The organism is Marinobacter sp. MBR-105 (assembly GCF_053628895.1).
In genome coordinates this window covers 23,429-43,338 of the sequence record NZ_JBRJHG010000017.1, presented here as the reverse complement: position 1 = coordinate 43,338, position 19,910 = coordinate 23,429, and the positions used below count along the sequence as shown (strand labels likewise).

At 58.9% G+C, this 19,910-nt stretch carries 17 protein-coding genes; 11 read left to right on the top strand and 6 right to left on the bottom strand.

The genetic code is table 11. The annotated features are described in order from the left end of the window. Window positions 1-164: 164 nt before the first annotated feature. From ACSSVV_RS17370 to ACSSVV_RS17350, 5 genes are read left to right on the top strand one after another with little or no spacing between them, the layout of a single operon-like run. Complete coding sequence (locus ACSSVV_RS17370) at window positions 165-1,484, top strand: DUF2066 domain-containing protein (RefSeq protein ID WP_022991710.1); 1,320 nt, start codon at window positions 165-167, stop codon at window positions 1,482-1,484. A gap of 21 nt (window positions 1,485-1,505) precedes the next feature. After that, window positions 1,506-2,066 carry a CDP-alcohol phosphatidyltransferase family protein gene (locus ACSSVV_RS17365; RefSeq protein ID WP_036149062.1) on the top strand — a complete coding sequence of 187 codons (561 nt, stop codon included), beginning with the start codon at window positions 1,506-1,508 and terminating at the stop codon, window positions 2,064-2,066. Continuing rightward, complete coding sequence (gene hda, locus ACSSVV_RS17360) at window positions 2,063-2,761, top strand: DnaA regulatory inactivator Hda (RefSeq protein ID WP_014421894.1); 699 nt, start codon at window positions 2,063-2,065, stop codon at window positions 2,759-2,761. The genes ACSSVV_RS17365 and hda overlap by 4 nt, the downstream gene beginning before the upstream one ends. A gap of 43 nt (window positions 2,762-2,804) precedes the next feature. After that, entirely contained in the window at window positions 2,805-3,602 is a 798-nt protein-coding gene (locus tag ACSSVV_RS17355) for a ParA family protein (protein WP_011784466.1), read from the top strand. Between the two features lie 10 nt (window positions 3,603-3,612). Continuing rightward, window positions 3,613-3,954, top strand: coding sequence for a YqcC family protein (locus ACSSVV_RS17350; RefSeq protein WP_014421893.1), 342 nt, complete (start codon window positions 3,613-3,615; stop codon window positions 3,952-3,954). A 16-nt stretch (window positions 3,955-3,970) separates the two neighbouring features. Here ACSSVV_RS17350 and nadC read toward each other — a convergent pair whose 3' ends face one another. Then, window positions 3,971-4,810, bottom strand: coding sequence for a carboxylating nicotinate-nucleotide diphosphorylase (gene nadC, locus ACSSVV_RS17345; protein WP_113880477.1), 840 nt, complete (start codon window positions 4,808-4,810; stop codon window positions 3,971-3,973). 223 nt (window positions 4,811-5,033) lie between these two features. Between nadC and ACSSVV_RS17340 the strand changes: the two genes are divergently transcribed. From ACSSVV_RS17340 to ACSSVV_RS17325, 4 genes are all read left to right on the top strand, one after another. Continuing rightward, window positions 5,034-7,334, top strand: a complete 2,301-nt coding sequence (locus ACSSVV_RS17340) for a DUF1631 domain-containing protein (RefSeq protein WP_454106654.1) — start codon at window positions 5,034-5,036, stop codon at window positions 7,332-7,334. A gap of 105 nt (window positions 7,335-7,439) precedes the next feature. Further along, window positions 7,440-8,051, top strand: a complete 612-nt coding sequence (ampD, locus tag ACSSVV_RS17335; protein WP_454106653.1) for a 1,6-anhydro-N-acetylmuramyl-L-alanine amidase AmpD — start codon at window positions 7,440-7,442, stop codon at window positions 8,049-8,051. After that, window positions 8,051-8,938: a histidine kinase gene (locus ACSSVV_RS17330; protein WP_222448250.1), complete on the top strand. Its 888-nt coding sequence runs from the start codon at window positions 8,051-8,053 to the stop codon at window positions 8,936-8,938. Before ampD ends, ACSSVV_RS17330 begins: the two co-directional genes overlap by 1 nt. A 116-nt stretch (window positions 8,939-9,054) precedes the next feature. After that, window positions 9,055-11,085 carry a methyl-accepting chemotaxis protein gene (locus ACSSVV_RS17325; RefSeq protein ID WP_454106652.1) on the top strand — a complete coding sequence of 677 codons (2,031 nt, stop codon included), beginning with the start codon at window positions 9,055-9,057 and terminating at the stop codon, window positions 11,083-11,085. A 30-nt stretch (window positions 11,086-11,115) separates the two neighbouring features. Here the strand turns inward: ACSSVV_RS17325 and ACSSVV_RS17320 are convergent, their stop codons facing one another. The 5 genes from ACSSVV_RS17320 to ACSSVV_RS17300 all read right to left on the bottom strand — a co-directional run bounded on the left by ACSSVV_RS17320 (window position 11,116) and on the right by ACSSVV_RS17300 (window position 17,522). Further along, window positions 11,116-11,673, bottom strand: coding sequence for a cob(I)yrinic acid a,c-diamide adenosyltransferase (locus ACSSVV_RS17320; protein WP_014421886.1), 558 nt, complete (start codon window positions 11,671-11,673; stop codon window positions 11,116-11,118). Between the two features lie 23 nt (window positions 11,674-11,696). Beyond that, entirely contained in the window at window positions 11,697-12,581 is an 885-nt protein-coding gene (locus ACSSVV_RS17315; protein WP_454106651.1) for a ketopantoate reductase family protein, read from the bottom strand. 4 nt (window positions 12,582-12,585) lie between these two features. Next, window positions 12,586-15,438 carry a valine--tRNA ligase gene (locus ACSSVV_RS17310; RefSeq protein WP_022991719.1) on the bottom strand — a complete coding sequence of 951 codons (2,853 nt, stop codon included), beginning with the start codon at window positions 15,436-15,438 and terminating at the stop codon, window positions 12,586-12,588. Window positions 15,439-15,529: 91 nt separating this feature from the next. Next, on the bottom strand, window positions 15,530-16,042 hold the full coding sequence (locus ACSSVV_RS17305; RefSeq protein ID WP_022991720.1) for a DNA polymerase III subunit chi: 513 nt from the start codon (window positions 16,040-16,042) through the stop codon (window positions 15,530-15,532). Next, complete coding sequence (locus ACSSVV_RS17300; RefSeq protein WP_454106650.1) at window positions 16,032-17,522, bottom strand: leucyl aminopeptidase; 1,491 nt, start codon at window positions 17,520-17,522, stop codon at window positions 16,032-16,034. Before ACSSVV_RS17300 ends, ACSSVV_RS17305 begins: the two co-directional genes overlap by 11 nt. 225 nt (window positions 17,523-17,747) lie before the next feature. On the opposite strand from ACSSVV_RS17300, the gene lptF reads away from it, so the two are divergent. Both lptF and lptG read left to right on the top strand, forming a co-directional pair. Continuing rightward, window positions 17,748-18,851, top strand: a complete 1,104-nt coding sequence (gene lptF, locus ACSSVV_RS17295; protein WP_454106649.1) for an LPS export ABC transporter permease LptF — start codon at window positions 17,748-17,750, stop codon at window positions 18,849-18,851. Next, entirely contained in the window at window positions 18,844-19,905 is a 1,062-nt protein-coding gene (lptG, locus tag ACSSVV_RS17290) for an LPS export ABC transporter permease LptG (RefSeq protein WP_014421880.1), read from the top strand. The genes lptF and lptG overlap by 8 nt, the downstream gene beginning before the upstream one ends. The last annotated feature ends 5 nt before the right edge of the window (window positions 19,906-19,910 follow it).

Here is a 19,910-nt window from a genome sequence, read left to right as displayed (position 1 = left end):
TCAAGGCGCGGATTTTAACAGGTGCGCACGGGGGCTCCAAATGGAATTGGGAGCACAGGCAATATTGCCGGTTTCAGATTGCCTGACTGCAACCTGTGCTTGCTACTCTCGGCTCTGGTGATGGTGTATCCTGTGCGCCAACCATGGGAATGGCAAGGTGTTTCATGACCGAATCAGTGAAAACAGCCAGGAACGGGCGAGTTGCTGCGTTTCTGTTGGCGGCAGTCTGTTGGGTACTCTCGGCCGGCCCGGCATCGGCGGTCAGCGTGTCGGGACTCTACGCGGCCGATGTTCCGGTTGCAGGCACTTCGGCGGATACGTTGAAGGCCGGATACGCTGAAGGGCTGCGTCAGGTAATGGTGAGGGTGTCCGGAACCCGTGAGGTGCTGGAACTCGAAGGGATAGACGAGGTATTGGCAGACGCCGAGTCCATGTTGCTGTCTTATCAGGTGAACCGTACCGCGGGGCAGTCACGTTTGCAGATGAGTTTCGGAGCCGTCGGGGTCAACCGCGCGCTGGCGTCTGTGCAGGCGCCGGTATGGGGCGCCAACCGCCCCCTGACGCTGGCCTGGATTGCCGTGGAAGACCGGGGAGACCGGCAATTACTGACCCGTGCAGCGGATTCAGCGCCGGGAAGTAATGAGGGGCTCTGGGCACAACATCTCTTATCAGCAGCGGCCGATCGCGGTCTGCCCATCGCCTTCCCGCCGGAGACCTATGCCGGTGACCGGGCCTTGCTGTCGGATTTGTGGGGCCAGTTTGTCGGCCGCATCCAGCAAGCTTCAGACGATCTGTCCCACGACGCCCTGGCTCTGGTTCGTATCAGTCGTTCCGGCGGCCAATGGCGCGCAGGCTGGGTGGTTGAAGGCATGGGGCTCGATGCAGGTGAGCAGTCGGTCAATGCCGATACGCCGGAACAGTTGGCGCAAGCTTTAATCGATCGCTGGACAGAGCAATACGCCAGCCGATATGCGGTCACAGCCGGCGAGGCGGGTGAGGCTCCGAAAGTTGATATGGTGCTTGAGGGTGTAACGACGCTGGCAGATTACGGCCAGGTGACCCGGGCACTGCAGGACATGACTCCGGTAGTGTCTGTTGGTGCGTCACGGGTTCGTGGCAACCGGCTGACCGTGGAGGTGGCATTCTCCGGAGAACTTGACCAGTTGAAGGAGCATATCGCGCTGGACGCACGATTTGTGCCGGCGGAGCAGCCTGCAGAGCCGATAACGGCCAGCAAGAACAGCCAGGCTACTGGCTCGGAAGGGGATGGTGCGGCGCAAACAGGCGAGGCCGGTTCCCGGAACGAGACCGAAGCACCGGCCGGAACGGATGCGCAGGATAGTGCTGAGACGGCTGGGTTCAGCTATCAGCCCCTGGCTCCGGGCGATGAGCAGGATGCCGAACAGGCTTTTGAGTCTTTGTACCAGGTACTTTATTACCGCTGGCAACCCGCTCCCGGCGCCACTGGCGGCGACCGAAGCTGATGGCTTGATGGAGGCGGCCCGGTGAGTTCTAGGCAGTGGCGCTGGATCCCGAATGCACTGACATTCCTGCGAATGGTGCTGATCGTGCCGTTCGCCGGCGCACTGCTGGAAGGTAACTACCGGCTGGCTCTGGTGATATTCTTCGTTGCCGCACTGACCGATGCCTTTGACGGGTTTCTGGCCCGTCATTTCAACTGGCGCTCCCGGCTTGGTGCTGTGGCCGACCCTCTCGCGGACAAGGCGCTGTTGATTTCGGCCTACCTCATGCTCACCATTACCGGTGTACTTCCGCTGTGGCTGTTTGCCCTGGTGCTGGGTCGGGATCTTGTCATTGTCTGCGGCGGCCTGGCTTTTCATTACGGCATCGGCCGCTTCGATATGGAACCCAGTATTCCGGGCAAGATCAACACGTTTGTCCAGATACTGGTGGCGCTCGCCATTATCATCCTGCTGGCGGGTTTGCCCATGCAGCCCTGGGTCATCGACACCGGGATCTGGCTGGTTGCCGTCAGCGTGCTGGTGAGCGGGGGCCATTATGTTGCAGTCTGGAGTTTGCGGGCCTGGAGGGCGAAGCGGTCATGAAAGCCTCACAAATGGTATTGGGGGTCAAGCTCCGGGACGATGCCCGCTTCGACAACTTTCACGGCGACCGTAACCGTTCGGCCGCACAGCGGCTGGAGCTGGTGTGCCGGGAGCCGTCGGGGCTTCCGGTAGTGGTGATCTGTGGCGATTCCGATACCGGCAAAAGTCATCTGTTGCAGGCGATCTGCCATGAGTCCGAGCAGATGGGAAAAACCGCCGTCTGCATCAGCATTGTCGAGCTGCTGCCGTTCGGCCCGGACGCCCTGGCGGGCCTGGACAGTCATGATGTGATCTGTCTTGACGATCTGGAGCATGCCGCGGGTGATCCCGGCTGGGAGGAGGCGGTTTTCCACCTGTACAACCGGGTGCTGGATCGTAATGGTCTGCTGGTGGTCAGTCTGTCCGAGGTGCCCGCTTCGCTGCCGTTCGGACTGGCAGACCTGGGATCTCGTCTGGCGCATGGTTTGCTCATTCAGTTGGGCGTGTACCGGGATGAGGATCGGCAGCGAATCCTGATGGCCCGGGCAGAGCAGCGCGGGCTGGTGATGAGTGAGGATGTTGCCGGCTTCATCATGCGCAGGGCCCCTAGAAAGCTGGGTGATCTGCTGGGGCTGCTGGATACATTGGATGAGAATTCGCTGCAGGCCCAGCGACGTTTAACCATTCCGTTTGTTAAAGCTGTGATGGGATGGTAACGGTAAAGGGATTAATAACGATAAAGGCCATTGGAGAGACGACATGAGACGGGTTGTATTCAATCAGAAAGGTGGCGTTGGCAAGTCCAGTATCACCTGTAACCTGGCGGCCATCAGCGCCGCAAGAGGAAAGCGTACCCTGGTGGTGGATCTGGACCCGCAGGGCAACTCCACCCACTACCTGCTGGGCAAACCGGCGGCTGAACTGAAAGATACCGTTGCCGATCTGCTGGAGCAGACGGTCGCCTTCAGTGTCTTCAATCGTCGACCTGACGAGTTTGTACACGCCTCGTCATTCGACAACCTGTACGTGTTGCCATCCAGCCCTGAGCTGGATTTTCTGGAACGCAAACTCGAAGCCAAGCACAAGATCTACAAGCTCAGGGAGTTTCTGAAAAAGCTCAGCGACAGTTTCGATGAGATCTATATCGATACCGCCCCGGCCCTGAATTTCTACACCCGTTCTGCCCTGATTGCTGCCCAGCGCTGCCTGATCCCGTTCGACTGCGATGATTTCTCCCGCCAGGCGCTCTACAACATCCTCCATGAAATCCGCGAATTGCAGGAGGATCATAATGAGGAGCTGGTTGTTGAGGGCATCATCGCAAACCAGTTCCAGCCAAGGGCGAGCCTGCCCAGGCAGTTGGTCCGGGAGCTGACGGAGGAGGGGTTGCCGGTGCTGCCGGTACGCCTGTCCAGTTCCGTCAAGATGAAAGAATCACACCAGAGTCGCCAACCGCTGATTCACATGGCTCCGAAACACACGCTCACACGCCAGTATGAGGATCTATACCGTGTGCTGCATGGGGAGTCTGTTGAGCTGGAGCCATTGGCAGACTGAGAGGAATCCCATGAGTGAAAAAGCACGCCACCTGGATCAGGTGACCGACGGTTTGCTGCAGATTGAAATTGAACTTCGGCAACTGGGTGTCTGGCAGACAGAAAGCCTGCCACCGGAGGCGTTCCAGAGTACCCAGCCGTTCTGCCTGGATACCATGGACTTCACCCAGTGGCTGCAGTTCGTGTTTCTTGAAAAAATGAAGGCGCTGGTGGAAGCCGGTCACGCGCTGCCAGAGGTATCTGGTATTGCGCCCATGGCAGAAGAGCATTTCCGTGGGCGTGAGCAGTCCGGCCGTGAGCTGATCTCAGTGCTTGAGGAGATGGATCGGCTGTTGTCCTCTGGCGGCCGCTGATTATTCCGGGACTGGATTACTCCAGGCGCATGGACAAATCGATGGCTCGTACGTCTTTGGTCAGTGCGCCGATCGAGATGTAATCCACGCCGGTTTCGGCAACGGGCACCAGCGTGTGCGCGTTGATGCCACCGGAAGCTTCAAGGCGGGCTTTTCCGGCATTCCGCTTTACCGCTTCAGCCATGTCGGCAAGCGAGAACTCGTCCAGCATGATGATGTCGGCCCCGGCCTCAAGAGCCTGGTCCAGCTCGGCGAGCGATTCGGTTTCCACTTCCACGGGTTTGCCTGGTGCAATGCGGTGCGCTTCGGCGACCGCATTGGCAATGGAGCCGCAGGCGGCAATGTGGTTTTCCTTGATCAGAAATGCGTCCCAGAGTCCCAGCCGGTGATTATCGCAGTCACCGCAAGTCACCGCGTATTTCTGGGCCAGTCGCAGCCCTGGCAGGGTTTTCCTGGTGTCCAGAAGGCGTACGTTGGTATGGGACACCCGGCGAGCGTAATGGGCACAGGCTGTTGCCACGCCAGACAGGGTCTGCAACCAGTTAAGAGCAGCGCGTTCGGCGGTCAGAAGCGAGCGGGCCGGGCCTTGCATGCGGAAGATCACGGCGTTGGCGGGTACGTCGTCGCCATCGTGAAACTGCCACTGGAGTGTCACTGACGGATCCACCTGGTGAAAAACCTCCTCCACCCAGGCGCTTCCAGCCAGGCGGGCGTCTTCCCGGGTGATTACCCTTGCTGTTGCCAGTTTTTCGGCAGGGATCAGCTGGGCGGTGATGTCGCCATCGCCAATATCTTCCCGCAGACTCTGGGCAACGGATTCGATACGGGCCTGGCGCAGCAGTTCGGCAGAAATCATTGGGACGTCCGGAGGTTGATGGTGGCTTGGAAAATTGTGGAGGGCAATTCTACTGCCAGCGCTATCGATTCGCCAAATGGAGGTGTGAGTGGTCTGAAGTGTGATGCAGTTCCTGCTGACACAAAAGGTGACAAATTCTGACACAAGGTGACGACACTCGCCCGTATGATGTAATCCTATAAAGGTTTAAGTACCATCAGCTGATCGATTCCGGAGCATCCACATGGCGCACGATAACAAGGTAGTCCGCTTGGCCGGTCAGAAGCCGGTGAGCCGGTTCTCGTTACCGGTAGAGCTGGTGCGACTGCGTGACACATCGGGTCAGTCACTCAAGGCGGTACTTGCCAGTTTTTTCGAACAGGCTGACGACAGTTTGTTTGCCCTAGCAGACCGGGCCGGCTCCAACCAGGACCAGACTGCCTACTTCGACGCCATGCGGGAGCTGCGACTGCGCCGGAAGGCAATGACAGTGTCAGTCCTGCAATACGTCAGCCAGGCCTTCAATGAGCTGGGTAAGTTCAAACCTGCCCGCTCCAGTGGTTCACTGGAAGAAGTGGACCAGGACTCCCTCAGCCTGGTGGATCACTCTGACCTTGAACAGCAGGTAGCGATAGATAACCTGACCAATCGCCTGCGGAATCGATACCAGGAGCCGGTAAGGATGTTGGCGGCCCGGATTCGCCATCTTGTTCCGCAGTTGGATCTCTCTGACGATCAAATGCCTCTCAGCCCGGAAGTCATTTGCGGCGCTATCTCGGATGCTTGCACCGATCTGGATATTGATATCCGTGCCAAGCTGGTGGTTTTGAAACTGTTTGAGCGCCTGCTGGTGGACAAGCTCAGCGATTTCTACCAGGAATGCAACAAAACCCTGATCGCCGCAGGCGTGCTGCCTGACATGAAGCGGGCTCCGGTGGGTGGTGCTCAGGTAGCGCCGGGTCGCAGTGCGCCAAAGGCAGGCGGTTCGCCAGCGCCCGCCCAGGAAGCCCCGGCTGCCGAAGGTACTGCCCATAGCCATGGACCGTCGCCTACTTTCAGTGAGCTGAGTGCGCTGTTGCACCAGGGAGAGACCAGTAGTGCCGGTATGGCACAAACCGGCGCTGTTCTGGATACCGATCGTCTGATGGCGCGCCTGAACGAATTGCAGGGCGCAGCGCCGCAGGGTGAAGGCGACAATGTGGTGCCTTTGCGCCAGCAGTTACAGCCGCTGTTGCAGGGTCCGGAAGGGAAGCGATTCTCAGTAGGGCAGGTCGACAGTGACGTGATCAATCTGGTCTCAATGCTGTTTGATTTTATTCTCGAGGATCGTCAGTTGCATCCGGTCATGAAGGCGCTGATCGGGCGGCTACAGATTCCGGTGCTCAAGGTCGCACTCAGCGACAAGAACTTTTTCAATCGTGGTGGCCATCCGGTTCGCAAGCTCCTCAACGAACTTGCCCTGGCCGCCATTGGCTGGAGCGAGAAACGTGCCGGAATGCGTGATCCGCTTCGGGAAAAGATTGAGGAAGTGGTGGGTCGGGTGCTGACCGAATACACCGATCAGGTAGGGCTGTTCGAGGAATTGCTGAAGGACTTTGGTCACTTCATGGATCTGGATCGCCGCCGTCGCGAGCTGGTTGAGCAGCGCCTTCGGGATGCCGAAGAAGGACGCGCCCGGCAGGAACGTGCCAGTCAGGCTGCTACCGATGTTATCCGTGAGCACACGGCAGGCCGGGACATTCCCGAGCCGGTTTTACAGGTGCTGAACGAGCCCTGGACCCGTTACCTGCAGTGGGTGGTGTTGCGCGAGGGTGAAGAAAGCGAGCGTTGGCTGCAGGCAAAGGCCATCAGCGAGCGGCTGGTGTGGAGTGTTGACCCGCGACCAGTGTCTTCTGATACCCGGGCGGAACTGTTGCGAATGATTCCAGAGGTGGTGGAAGAGCTCCGCAGGGCGCTTCAGGAAATCTCCTGGGATCCGTTTGCAACCGATGCGGCCATCCGGGACCTGGAGCTTGCCCATGTCGATGTTTTCCAGAAACTGGTGACCGCGCCGGTTGTTGAAGACAAGGCACCCACGATTGAGAATTTCGAGGTACCTGAAGCTCCTGCAGAGCCGGCGGAAACTCCCGAGCAATCGGAACCTGCGCCGGAGGTGATTGACGAGGTGGCTGAACCTGCGTCAGTCAAGCCTGCTGAGGTCTCAGTCGGCGTTGAGACGGCAGCCGTCGCCGAGGAATCCGCGGAGATCCAATCACCAGTAGCGTCGGCGGAATGGCTGGCGAAGGCGGATGGCCTGAGAGTCGGATCCTGGGTTGAAATGGCCAGAGACGAGACCAGGGTCCGTTGCAAGCTGGCCGCCTTTATCAAGGCCACCGGCAAGTACATCTTTGTTAACCGCAGTGGTGCGAAGGTGGCGGAATATCATAGGGATGACCTGGCGATTGCTCTGCAGGAGCAGGCGATCACCATGCTGGATGACGGCCTGATCTTTGATCGGGCACTGGAGTCCATCATCGACAACCTGCGTCATAACCGAAAAGACTGATCTCTGGTACTGAGTGCCCACGCAGGGCACCGGCGACGTCGTGGCATCCATGGGCGCTTTGTGATTCAATCATCTGCATGAGTCCCCTGCGCCGATGGAAACACGTTGTCTAGTATCCAGAACGATCATCACCCACACTCCCTGAAGGATGCGGCAGCACTTTTGCGTTCCAGTGGCCGGTTCCCCGGCGTGCGCTGGTGTCCGTCGCCCAATTTTGGTCCCCGCCCGGACGGTTCTTCTATCTCACTGCTGGTGGTTCACAACATCAGCCTGCCGCCGGAACAGTTTGGCGGCCCGCACATCGAGAATTTTTTCTGTAACTGTCTGGATACCGCTGCCCACCCCTATTTTGAAACGATCGCAGAGCTGAAGGTGTCTGCGCACGCGTTGATTCGCCGGGATGGTTCCGTTATTCAGTTTGTCAGCTGTCTGGACAGGGCATGGCATGCTGGCCGTTCGAGTTTTCAGGGTAAGGAGGAGTGCAACGACTACTCCATTGGTATCGAGCTCGAAGGTGCGGATGACGTTCCCTATACCGATGATCAGTACCGTGCGCTGGCGCGTCTGGCGCGCCTGGCAATGACAGCCTGGCCGGAAATCACGCCGGGTCGCATTGCCGGCCACAGTGATATTGCTCCGGGCCGAAAAACCGATCCAGGGCCCGCGTTTGAGTGGTCTCGCTTCCGGGCACTGCTGTCGAACGAGGAGATGGCCTGATGTCGTTGGTTGTTTTTCTGATTGCGTACGTGATTCGCCGCAGGCTGGACCGCGCCGACCATCTGGCCAGCGATGAGATCTGGCGTCGCTGGTTTCATCGTTGGGGCCGGATAGAAGCGGGTCAGGAGCGGTCAGTCTGGAGAGGGGCGCTGCTGGTTGTGTTACCCTCTCTGGCGCTCGCTGGCGCGTGGGCGCTGTCCCGTGAGGCGGGCTACCGCTATGCCCTGTATCCGCTTGAACTGTTGCTGCTGGTGGTGCTGATGGGGGCGCCGGGCTGGCGCAAGGTGCTGCGAGCCTATTCTGATGCCTGGCGGCGCGGAGATATGCAGGCTGCCTGGCACCATGTTCAAGAGCGCCTGCCCGCCTCCGAAAGAGGAGCGGCGCTATCGCCAGAAGCCATGCACCTGTCGGTGTCGCGGGCGCTGATGGTCTCGGTTTTCGAGCGTTTCTTCCTGGTGGTTTTCTGGTACGCCGTCGGCGGCATAGCGCTGGCTTTTCTGGCTCGCGGGCTTGTAGCTCTGGCGGGTCAATGGCCGCAGGCGGCCGCGCGGGAACGCTATCAGCGGGCGGCCCGGCTTATCGGCTGGATTCCTTCCCGCTTGCTGTCATGCACATTCGGACTCGCCGGTGACCTGGCCGGCTGGTCCCGGGAAATACGCAAGGTATTCCCGGGATTCGGGAAAAAGACCGCGGATGTGCTCATGATTTCCGCCAACGGGTCGTTAACTGGTTATGCACTTGATCCTGCGCGCTTTTCGGAGTTGCACCCGGAAGAGTGGCCCGATTTTGGTGGACGGAGCCTCAGCGCCATAAGGGACCTCCTCAACCGGAGCATGCTGGTGTGGATATGTGCGCTTGCATTGCTGGTGATCGCAGGCATGGCCTAGCCGGAAAGCAAAAACGGATTACAGAATAACACTAAATAGTGATTAAGTTTTTCCGGCAACGGGCGATAATCAAACAAAAGAATAAAGATTCAGTTGTTAGAAGCAGCGAGGGCTCTGTGAACTATATAATCAATCCGGCTGTAGCACTGATGAATCGGCTGCCCATGGTTTACAAATTCAGCCTCATCAGCATTCTCTTTCTTGGCCCTATCATCGTGCTTTCCTGGTTGGTGATTTCCGGGCTCAACCAGTCGGTTCAGACCATGACCCGCGGCATTGAAGGTCTTGCAGAACTCCAGAAGGTGGAACGCCTGCTGGTGGCGTCGATGGATTACCGTGACTATCAGGCCCCGGGCATTCTGATAGACGAACAACCCCTGCTCGAAAAAGCCAACGAAGCGGCCAGTCGTATGGACGCCCTGTTGGCAGATCTCGCCGAACCACAGCGTTCTTTTGACACCTCCGGCTCCTGGCAGGAGCAGATTCTGGCTGTAAGGGAAGAATGGGAGACGCTCAAAGCCAACGATAACTATCAGGGCAACATTGACCCCCAGTTCAAGTACTACCAGGAATTTGTGCAGAAGGTGATGGCCTTGCTGCCGGCGACCATTGAAATCAGCGGGTTGGGGCAGGATGCGTCCCGGGAAAACCTGCTGCTGTTAGGGCTGGTACGTTCTGCGTTGCCTGAGTCTCGCACCGTTGTTGGCCGCGCCCGTTCATACGGTATTTTTGCGCTGGTGGAAGGTCAGGTGGGCTATGCACTCAGCGAAACCCTGAATGAAATCTACGATCAGTTGACCAACCGCAGTTCGCTGCTTTCGCCGGCCCTTTCCGTTGCCGTGGAGGCGTCGCCCCAACTGGCAGAGAGTGCGAGCGGTGCCTTGACCCGCACGGAAGAGAGCCTGATGACAGTGCGTGATGAGCTGGATCTGAATGTCATTACGCCTATGCGCCTGGAGCTGCCCTGGCAGGAATTCGATGAGACCGTATCGGCGCAGATGGGATATTACGATACCCTCAGCGATCGTATCTTCGATGTGGTTGCCGGTAATCTTGAGGATCGCCTGGCCCGCCAGACCGGGCAGCGCACTCTGATTCTGGTGGCGCTGATTGCTGTGATGCTGGTGGTGGTCTACCTCTATGTGGGCTTCTTTATGTCTGTGCGGATTGCCATCAACCGGTTCAGCGAAGCTGCAAGAAATGTGGCCGCCGGCGATATGACCACCCATATCCGGTTGAACAACCGGGACGAACTGGGTGAGCTCACCTCCGAGTTCAACAACATGACCGATCGTATCGCTGAGCTTGTCCGGTCGGTGGGCTCTACAACGGCAGATGTTGATCAGCAGGCGGTCCGGGTGAATGACACCGCATCGGCTAACAGTCAGGCCGTGGCCCGACAGATGGAAGAGACCGGTCAGATCAACGAGGCCATGGGCCAGATGGTGGAAGCGGTCAATGAAGTCACCGAGAGTGCGCACCGGGTGGCGGATAGTGCGGGGAATGCCGAGAAAGATACCGAGAAGGGCCGGGAAGTGGTGGCCGATACCGTGGCGACCATTAACCGGCTGGCGACGGAGATTGCTGGCGCCGTTGATGTCATCAACCGGGTGAGTGCGGACAGTGACAATATCAGTCAGGTTCTGGTTGAGATTAAAGCGATTGCCGAGCAGACCAACCTGCTGGCGCTGAACGCGGCCATCGAGGCAGCGAGGGCGGGAGAACAAGGGCGTGGCTTTGCGGTGGTGGCGGATGAGGTTCGCTCATTGTCCCAGCGTACCCACAAGTCCACTGAGGAAATTGAAGGCATGATTTCCCGGCTTCAGGGTGGTGTAAAAGAGGCGGTATCTGCCATGACCTCAAGTCACGATGCCACGGAGAAGACGGTACAGAAGTCTGGTGAAGTGACCGAAGCGCTGGATCGGATCGCCTCGGGCATTTCCGAGATCGTGGATATGAGCCACCAGATTGCCCAGGCGGCGGAGGAACAGTCGGCCGTGGCCAGGAACGTGAATGCCAACGTGGAGCGCATTGGCGAATTTGGCCAGAGCACAGCCTCCAACGCCGAAGAGACTCTGGCTTCGTCCAGGCAGATGTCGGAGCTTACCGCGTCGCTTCAGCGCCTGGTGGAGGCATTCAAGGTGTAATCAGCGGTTGCTGTTGTGAAAAATCCGGCCTCAGAGGCCGGATTTTTTTTGCTCCCAGAGAATCTCCTGGCTGCCATCCCGGCGAGCCAGCACCCGGGCGATGACAAACAGCAGATCGGATAACCGGTTCAGGTAGTGACGCGAGGCAGTATTGATGGAGTCCTCGTGGCCAAGGGCCACCACCACGCGCTCGGCCCGGCGACAGACCGCCCGTGCCAGATGACATTGTGCTGCGGCAGGGCAGCCCCCGGGCAGGATGAAGTTTTTTAGCGGCGGCAGGTCGGTGTTGTACTCGTCCAGAGTCTGCTCCAACCACTCAATGTGATTGTCGCTGATCACCTTGCTGCCCGGGATGGCAAATTCGCCGCCCAGATCAAACAGGTGATGCTGAATGCGCCGGAAGGTATCGATCAGACGGTCGCCAGATGGAAGCGTCTCAATCAAAACGCCGATATGGCAATTCAGCTCATCGGCCATACCCATGGCTTCCACTCGCTGGGCATTTTTGGCGATACGGTTGCCATCGGCCAGGCCGGTAGAGCCGTCGTCTCCGGTTCGGGTGTAGATCTTCGACAGGCGATTGCCCATGGTCTTGCTCCCTCTGGTAAAAGTCAGTTCAGTTGTTGTACCTGTTCGGCGAGCATTTGGTTCACCTGTACCGGTATGCCATGTTGATGGCCGAGCCGCGCCAGGTAACCGTTAATGAAGTCGATTTCCGTGGTTCTGCCTGCCTTTACATCAGCCCGCATGGAAGACGTGTTGGCGGCGGTTTTGCGGGCGACAGCCTCAATAGTCTCGCGCAGGTTTTCCGGGGCTTGTTGCGGTTGTCCGGCGGCAGGGAGCAGGCGGCTGATCTCCTCGCACAAGGGGGCAATCCATTGCAGGTAAAACGGTTGTGTCAGAATCTCTCCGTTGGGGCAATCCAGAATGGCCGTAAAGGCGTTTATGCCGGCGTTGATCACCAGTTTTTGCCAGAGCCTTGCCAATATGTCGTGTTCAGGGTGGACCATGAGGCCGCTGCTGGCGAGCTGTTGGGCAACCCATTCGACCGATGGGTCCCCCGCCGGGTTCAGGGCACCGACCCAGGTTGTGCCGCGGCCAGCGTGAACGGTCAGCCCGGGGGCGGGCCGGTTTGCGCCTTCGGTCGTGGATGCGGCCAGTACCGGCCGGTCCGGCCATGTTTCGGTGACCTGCTGCTGGCTCCCAAGCCCGTTTTGGAACAACACAATGGGAGTCTGTTTGGCAATGGAGGGCAGGGCCGCCTTGAGGGCTTCGAGAGTGTTGCCGGCTTTGGTCGTCACCAGGAGCAGATCAGGAGATTGGCCGGGTTGTAGCCAGGGAATAATGGTACTGCCTGATTCGCCGTCAATGGGCTGAAAGCGATAACAGACGGGGGCAGGGGCCTGCCCCGGACGGGGCACAAACGCTACCTGCCCGGCAGGTAGCGTTGCCGCCCAGAGCCGGCCCAGGGAGCCGGCACCGAGGATGGCGATCATGGCCTTACATGGCCTCGATTTCTGCCCGTTGCGCACTGAGCCGCTGCAGGCTGCCCTGGGCATCCTTCAGCTTCTCTTTTTCCTTCTCTACGACTTCGGCTGGTGCCTTGGCGGTGAACTTCTCGTTGTTCAGCTTGCCTTCCAGGCGACCGATTTCCTTGTTCAGGCGTTCCAGCTCCTTGTCCAGGCGCTTGAGTTCGGCGTCCTTGTCGATCAGGCCGGCCATGGGCACCAGCACTTCCATTTCGCCTACCAGTTGGGTGGCGCTCATGGGAGCTTTGTCGCCCTCGAACCATTCCAGCTTCTCAAGTTTGGCCAGGGAAATGAGGAATTGGCGGTTGTCGTTCTGGCGGCGCTGATCGTCGGCGTTGCCGCCTTTCAGAAGTACCGGTACCTGCTTACCCGGGGAGATGTTCATCTCGCCGCGGATATTACGCACCGCTACAATCACGCCTTTCAGCCACTCGATATCGGCGGCCACGGCGGCATCCTGCTTGCTGGCATCCGGCTGCGGGTAGGGCTGCAGCATGATGCTGTCGCCCTGCTTGCCGGCCAGCGGTGCAATGCGTTGCCAGATTTCTTCGGTAATGAACGGCATGATCGGATGCGCCAGGCGGAGTACGGCTTCGAGTACGCGTACCAGGGTACGACGGGTGCCCCGTTTGGCCTCGGCACTGGCGCTGTCATCGCTCAGGGCTGGTTTGGACAGTTCCAGGTACCAGTCGCAGTATTCGTTCCAGATGAACTCGTACAGGGCGTAGGCGGCCAGGTCAAAGCGGTACTGGTCCAGGTGACGGATCACCTCCTGCTCGCAGTGCTGCAGTTCGCTGATGATCCAGCGGTCTGCCAGTGACAGTTCCACCGGCTCATTGTTCACGCCGCAGTCTTCGCCTTCCGTGTTCATCAGCACATAGCGGGCGGCATTCCACAGCTTGTTGCAAAAGTTACGGTAGCCTTCCAGGCGCTTCATATCCCAGTTGATGTCACGGCCGGTGGTCGCCATGGCGGCGAGGGTGAAACGCAGGGCGTCAGTACCATGGGCGGCGATGCCTTCCGGAAATTCCTTCTCGGTGCGCTTGCCGATTTTCTCGGCCAGCTTGGGCTGCATCAGGTTGCCGGTGCGTTTTTCCAGCAGGTCCGGCAGGCTGATGCCGTCGATCATATCCAGCGGGTCGATCACGTTACCCTTGGACTTGGACATCTTGTCGCCGTGCTCGTCCCGGATCAGACCGGTGACATACACGGTATGGAAGGGTACCTGTGGGGTGCCGTCTTCGTTTTTCATGAAGTGCATGGTCATCATGATCATCCGGGCAACCCAGAAGAAGATGATATCGAAACCGGTCACCAGCACGTCGGTGGGGTGGAAGGTCTTCAGCCGTTCGGTGATTTCCGGCCAGCCCAGAGTGCCGAAGGTCCACAGGGCGGAGCTGAACCAGGTGTCCAGTACATCGTCGTCCTGCTTGAGTTCCAGTGTGTCCGGGAGCTGATGTTTGCTGCGCACCTCAGCCTCGCTCCGGCCCACATAGATATTGCCTTCAGCGTCATACCAGGCAGGAATCCGGTGCCCCCACCAGAGCTGGCGGGAGATACACCAGTCCTGGATGTCGCGCATCCAGGCGAAGTACATGTTCTCGTACTGTTTGGGTACGAACTGGATGCGACCGTCTTCTACCGCTTCAATAGCCGGCTTGGCCAGGGTCTTGGCGTCGGCAAACCACTGATCCGTCAGCATCGGCTCGATAATCAGCCCGGAGCGATCGCCGCGGGGTACGCTCAGCACATGGTCTTCGATTTTCTCGACCAGGCCTGCCAGTTCCATGTCGGCAACAATCTGCTTGCGGGCTGCTTCCCGGCTCAGGCCGGCATAGGCGGCCGGGAGGGCGCTGTTAATCTCGGAATTTTCGGTGCCGTCCGCATTGAACACTTCGGCGATTTCACGAATGTTGGCGTCCTGCGTCATGACGTTGATCATGGGCAGGTTGTTGCGTTTGCCTACGGCGTAATCGTTGAAGTCGTGAGCGGGGGTGATCTTCACGCAGCCGGAACCTTTTTCTGGATCGGCGTGGTGGTCGGCCACGATGGGAATGCGGCGGTTAACCAGCGGCAGCAGAACGTGCTGGCCAATCAGATGCTGGTAGCGCTCATCGTCCGGGTGGACGGCTACGGCGGTGTCACCCAGCATCGTTTCCGGGCGGGTGGTGGCGACGATGACGTAGTCTTTGCCGTCCTGGGTTTTCTGGCCGTCGGCCAGCGGGTAGCGCAGGTGCCAGAAATAGCCCTTTTCTTCCTTGTTTTCAACTTCCAGATCAGAGATAGCGGTGTGCAGCTTCGGATCCCAGTTCACCAGCCGTTTGCCGCGGTACACCAGGCCTTCATCGTACAGGCGGATAAAGACTTCCTGTACGGCTTTGTAGAAGCCATCGTCCATGGTGAAGCGTTCGTTGCTCCAGTCCACGGAGTTGCCCAGGCGACGCATCTGGCGGGTGATGGTACCGCCGGAGTGTTCTTTCCAGTCCCAGATGCGCTTGATGAATTCTTCCCGGCCGAGATCGTGGCGGGTTTTGTCTTCTTCTGCAGCCAGTTTGCGTTCGACGACCATCTGGGTGGCGATGCCGGCATGATCGGTGCCGACGGTCCACAGTGCGTTACGGCCCTGCATGCGCTTGAAGCGGGTGAGGGTGTCCATGATGGTGTGCTGGAAGGCATGGCCCATGTGCAGGCTGCCGGTCACGTTGGGTGGCGGGATGGCGATGCTGTAGGAGTCGCCTTCGCCGCTGGGGCGGAAATAGCCTTTGGATTCCCAGTTTTCGTACCACTGGCGCTCGATGTTTTCTGGCTGGTAGGTTTTTTCCATGGGATTATGCAGTGACCGTTTTGGTTGATTCACATAGGGAAATTCTGAATCGGACGATTATACATGGTCGTCTTGATCGCGGCGAACCTGGCTAGCGTTTCCGCATATCATGCACCCGAGCTTCAATGCCCAGTGACCGCAACTGCTTGTAATGCCCCCGCGCCTGGTTCAATACCGCCGGGTCATTGTGGGCAACCAGTGCCAGGCGGCCGTACTGGTCGGCGTCGTCGGGCAGTGTTGAGGACAGGACGATCACGGTATCCCAGTCCACCGCGGCTGGCGGGTAGAGCAGGATGCCGACAGGATCGGTGCAGGGGGTGGTTGGGTCTTGGGCGATACTGTGGGGGATGAAGGCTTCGGGGGTGAAGTTCCACAGCAGGTCGTCGAGTTCCACGGCCTGTTCTTCGGTGTCACAAAGAACGCACACACGGTCGCCCTGCTGCCAGGCTTTGTCCACGAGTTTGGCGGCGTGGAGGTTGCGGGCGGCGTGGGTGTTCTGGGCGAGGATGTGGAACCAGTAGCGCTGGTTTCTGTCGTCCTGGCCGGAGGGCCCGGCAGCGAGGCTGCCGGGCTCCGGGGAAGGGTTTGGCTGGTTATCCTGCATGGGTCATCAGGTAGTCGACCAGCAGGGGGACCGGGCGGCCGGTGGCGCCTTTGGCTTTGCCGGAGTTCCAGGCGGTGCCCGCGATATCCAGGTGGGCCCAGCGGTAGTCTTTGGCAAAGCGGCTCAGGAAACACGCGGCGGTGATTGTACCGGCCGGGCGGCCGCCAATGTTGGCCATGTCAGCGAAGTTGCTGTCGAGCTGGCTCTGGTATTCGTCCCACAGCGGCAGGCGCCAGGCGCGGTCGCCGGTGCGTTCGCCGGCGGCGAGCAGTTCGTTGGCCAGTTCGTCGTTGTTGGACAACAGCCCGGTGGCATGATTGCCCAGGGCGATAATGCAGGCGCCGGTGAGGGTGGCCATGTCGACCACGGCTGCCGGGTCAAATTTCTTCACGTAGGTGAGGGCGTCGCACAGTACCAGGCGGCCTTCGGCGTCCGTGTTTAGGATTTCGACGGTCATGCCGCTCAGGGTTTTGACGATATCGCCGGGGCGGGAGGCACCGCCGTCGGGCATGTTTTCAGCGGCAGCGATCACGGCAACCACGTTGATCTTGGGTTTGGTTTCAGCCAGGACTTTCATGGTGCCGAAAACGCTGGCAGAACCGCCCATATCGTATTTCATTTCGTCCATGCCCTCGCCCGGCTTGAGGCTGATGCCGCCGGTGTCGAAGGTGATGCCTTTCCCCACCAGTACGTAGGGCTTGTCTTTGGCCTTGCCGCCACGGTATTCCATCACGATCAGGCGCGGAGGCTGCTTGGAACCTTTGCCTACGGCCAGGATGGTGTTCATGCCCAGTTTTTCCATCTGCTTCTCGTCCAGAACTTCGGTCTGGATGGAGTCGTAGTCTTTGGCCATGGCCTTGGCCTGTTCGGCAAGCCAGACCGGGTGGCAGATGTTGGGTGGGGTGTTGCCCAGGTCTTTGGTGTAGTTCATGCCGCGGCCGGTGGCCAGGCCAAGGTTGAACGCATCTTTCAGGGACTTGCCGGCGCCGGATGCCTGTACCACAACTTTTTTCAGTTTGCGGGCGGCAGGCTTGTCGCTTTTGAATTCGGTGAAGGTGTAGAACTGGTCTTCCAGAATCCGGCCAATCAGGTTGAGCCGGGCTTCTTCAGAGCTGACCGCAGCTTCGCCCTGAACCGCAGTATCGGTCAGGCTGATCAGTGCACTTTTGGAGGGGCCATCTTTCAATGCGCCGGTCATGGCAATCAGGCTCTTACGATAGGCTGTGGCTGTGCGGTCTGCATCTTTGCCGGTGCCAATTACCACAACGCGCTGCCAGGGTTGATCCACCAGGGGCAGGGTATTCACGGAGGCGTTCTTGCCGGTCAGGTCGCCGGCTTTCTCGAGTTGCTTGATCAGTCCGCCCAGCGCGTCGTCTGCCGCTTTGGTGGATTCTGGCCACTCGCCTTTCTCAGGCAGGCCGATAACCAGGCAGTCGGCTTTGGTGGCTGTGATGGCTTTGCTGCTCAGGCTGAAATTCATGGCAACTCCGTTGTCAGATTGTGCTTTATTCAATTGAATTGAATGTTGATGGCAATGCTCATAAGGATTGGGGCAAAGCCTTTATTAATCAAGCCGGGCGCCCGCTTCGTTACGATGGTTTTATCGTGTAGGCCCCGTACTGTCATTCGTCGGCGAGGTTACATAGAATACGCGCTGTTCTCCTTAACCTCCATCTCCAATGACGGCGCCGCCAGAGAGACTGATTTGAGTATTATCTTCCGTTACCTCATTCGCCAGATCATGGTCAGTATGCTTGCGGTGTCAGGCATTCTGTTGCTGGTGTTCATGAGTGGGCGTTTTATCAAGTATCTGGCCGATGCTGCTGAGGGCGAGATTGCGGCCGGCGTCCTGTTTGCGATTATGGGGTATCGTTTCCCCGGGTTTCTGGAATTAATTCTGCCCCTGGGCCTGTTTATCGGAATTCTGCTGGCGTATGGCCGGATGTACCTCGAAAGCGAGATGACGGTGTTGTTCGCCTGCGGTGTGAGTGAAAAGCAGTTGCTGGCGAAAACGTTGCTTGGAGCGCTGCCGGTCATGCTGATGGTGGGGGCCATGAGCCTTTATATCTCTCCCTGGGGCATGAAACAGGTGGAGCACATCTTTAACGAGCAGCGAAAGGCCACCGAGTTTGAAATGCTGGCCCCGGGGCGGTTTCAGGACTTTACCTCCGGCGATCGGGTTACTTACACCGAGGCCCTGAGCGACGACAAGCGCCAGTTGCAGGGGGTGTTTATTGCCGAGTACGACAAGGACGGTAAGGGTGTCACTCTGATCACTGCGGAGTCTGGCTCCCAGTTCATTGACGAGGAAACCGGCAGCCGGTTTCTGGTGCTGGAGGATGGTGGTCGTTTTCAGGGGGCTCCCGGCCAGCTTGATTACAATGTCACTGAATTTGAAGCCTACGGTTTGAAGATTGTCAGCGGCCAGGAGGGCAGCAAAGAGCTGGAGGAAGGCCTGAGTACGCTGGCGCTTTGGAACTCGGATGATCCGGAAGACCGGGCTCTCTTGCACTGGCGAATATCGTTACCGTTGATTGTGCCCATCGTCACCTTGCTGGCCGTGCGGCTCAGTCGGGTGAATCCCCGGCAGGGGCGGTTTTTCCATCTGTTGCCAGCCATGCTGGTTTACATCACCTATCTGGGCTTACTGATTGTGGCGCGGGATGCGCTGGCGGATGAAAAGGTGCCTGAATGGGTGGGTATGCTCTGGGTGCATGCGCTGTTCCTGGCGCTCGGCCTGTGGCTGCAGTTTGGCCCCGGGTGGCTGAACCGTCGTCGTCTTGAGAGGGAGGGGCGCCAGCGTGCATAAGATCGATGGTTATGTCATGCGTACCGTTGGCGGCGCCATGTTCCTGGTTATGGTTGTGGTGTTGTCGCTGGATGTGATCTTTGCATTCATTGCTGAACTGGAAGACACGCGCAACGAATATCAAACCCTGCAGGCGTTGTGGTATGTGGCGCTGACCTTGCCCCGGCGAATCTACGATTACCTGCCTCTTGGTGCCTTCATGGGTTGCCTTGTCGGCCTGGGCTCCATGGCCAGTTCCTCGGAGCTGACGGTGATCCGGGCAGCCGGCGTGTCGCTCAAACGCATTGTCTGGTCTGCCATGAAGCCGGCGCTGATCGTGGTTCTGCTCGGCGTGGCGATTGGTGAGTATGTCGCGCCGACCACCGAACGTATTGCCCAGAGTGACAAGGCGGTGGCCTTGGGTGCGGGGAGCAGCGTGGCTTCCGCGGAAGGGGTGTGGCATCGGGAAGGCAATACCTTCATGCACCTGAATGCGGTTCAGCCAAACGGTGTGTTGCATGGGGTTTCGCTGTTCCGGTTTGACGATGCCCGGCAATTGCGGGTTGCCAGCTTCGCCGAGCGTGCCATCTACCAGGGCGACTACTGGTTGCTGGAGAACGTGACCTCTACTCGCATTGAGCCGGAGCGGACCGTGCGTGATGTGAGTGCGTCACTGCGTTGGGAGACCGGCCTGTCGCCGAGCGTGCTGAGTGTGCTGATTGTGAAGCCGGAGAATCTGTCGATGACGGGCCTGTATACCTACGCGGCCTATCTCGGAGAGCAGGGGCTGAGTGCGGCACAATACTGGCTCGCGTTCTGGAAAAAGGCACTGATGCCTCTGGGTACGGCGGTTATGGTGTTGGTCGCCATCTCCTTTGTGTTCGGGCCACTGCGGTCTGTGACCATGGGGTTCCGGGTATTTACCGGTCTGCTGGTGGGATTGCTGTTCAAGTATATGCAGGATCTGCTGGGGCCGATGAGTATGGTTTATGGCTTTAATCCGCTGATTGCGGTGCTGGCTCCGATTGTTGTTAACGGTATTGTCGGAGCCGTCCTGATGCGTCGGGCAGGGTAGCGCCA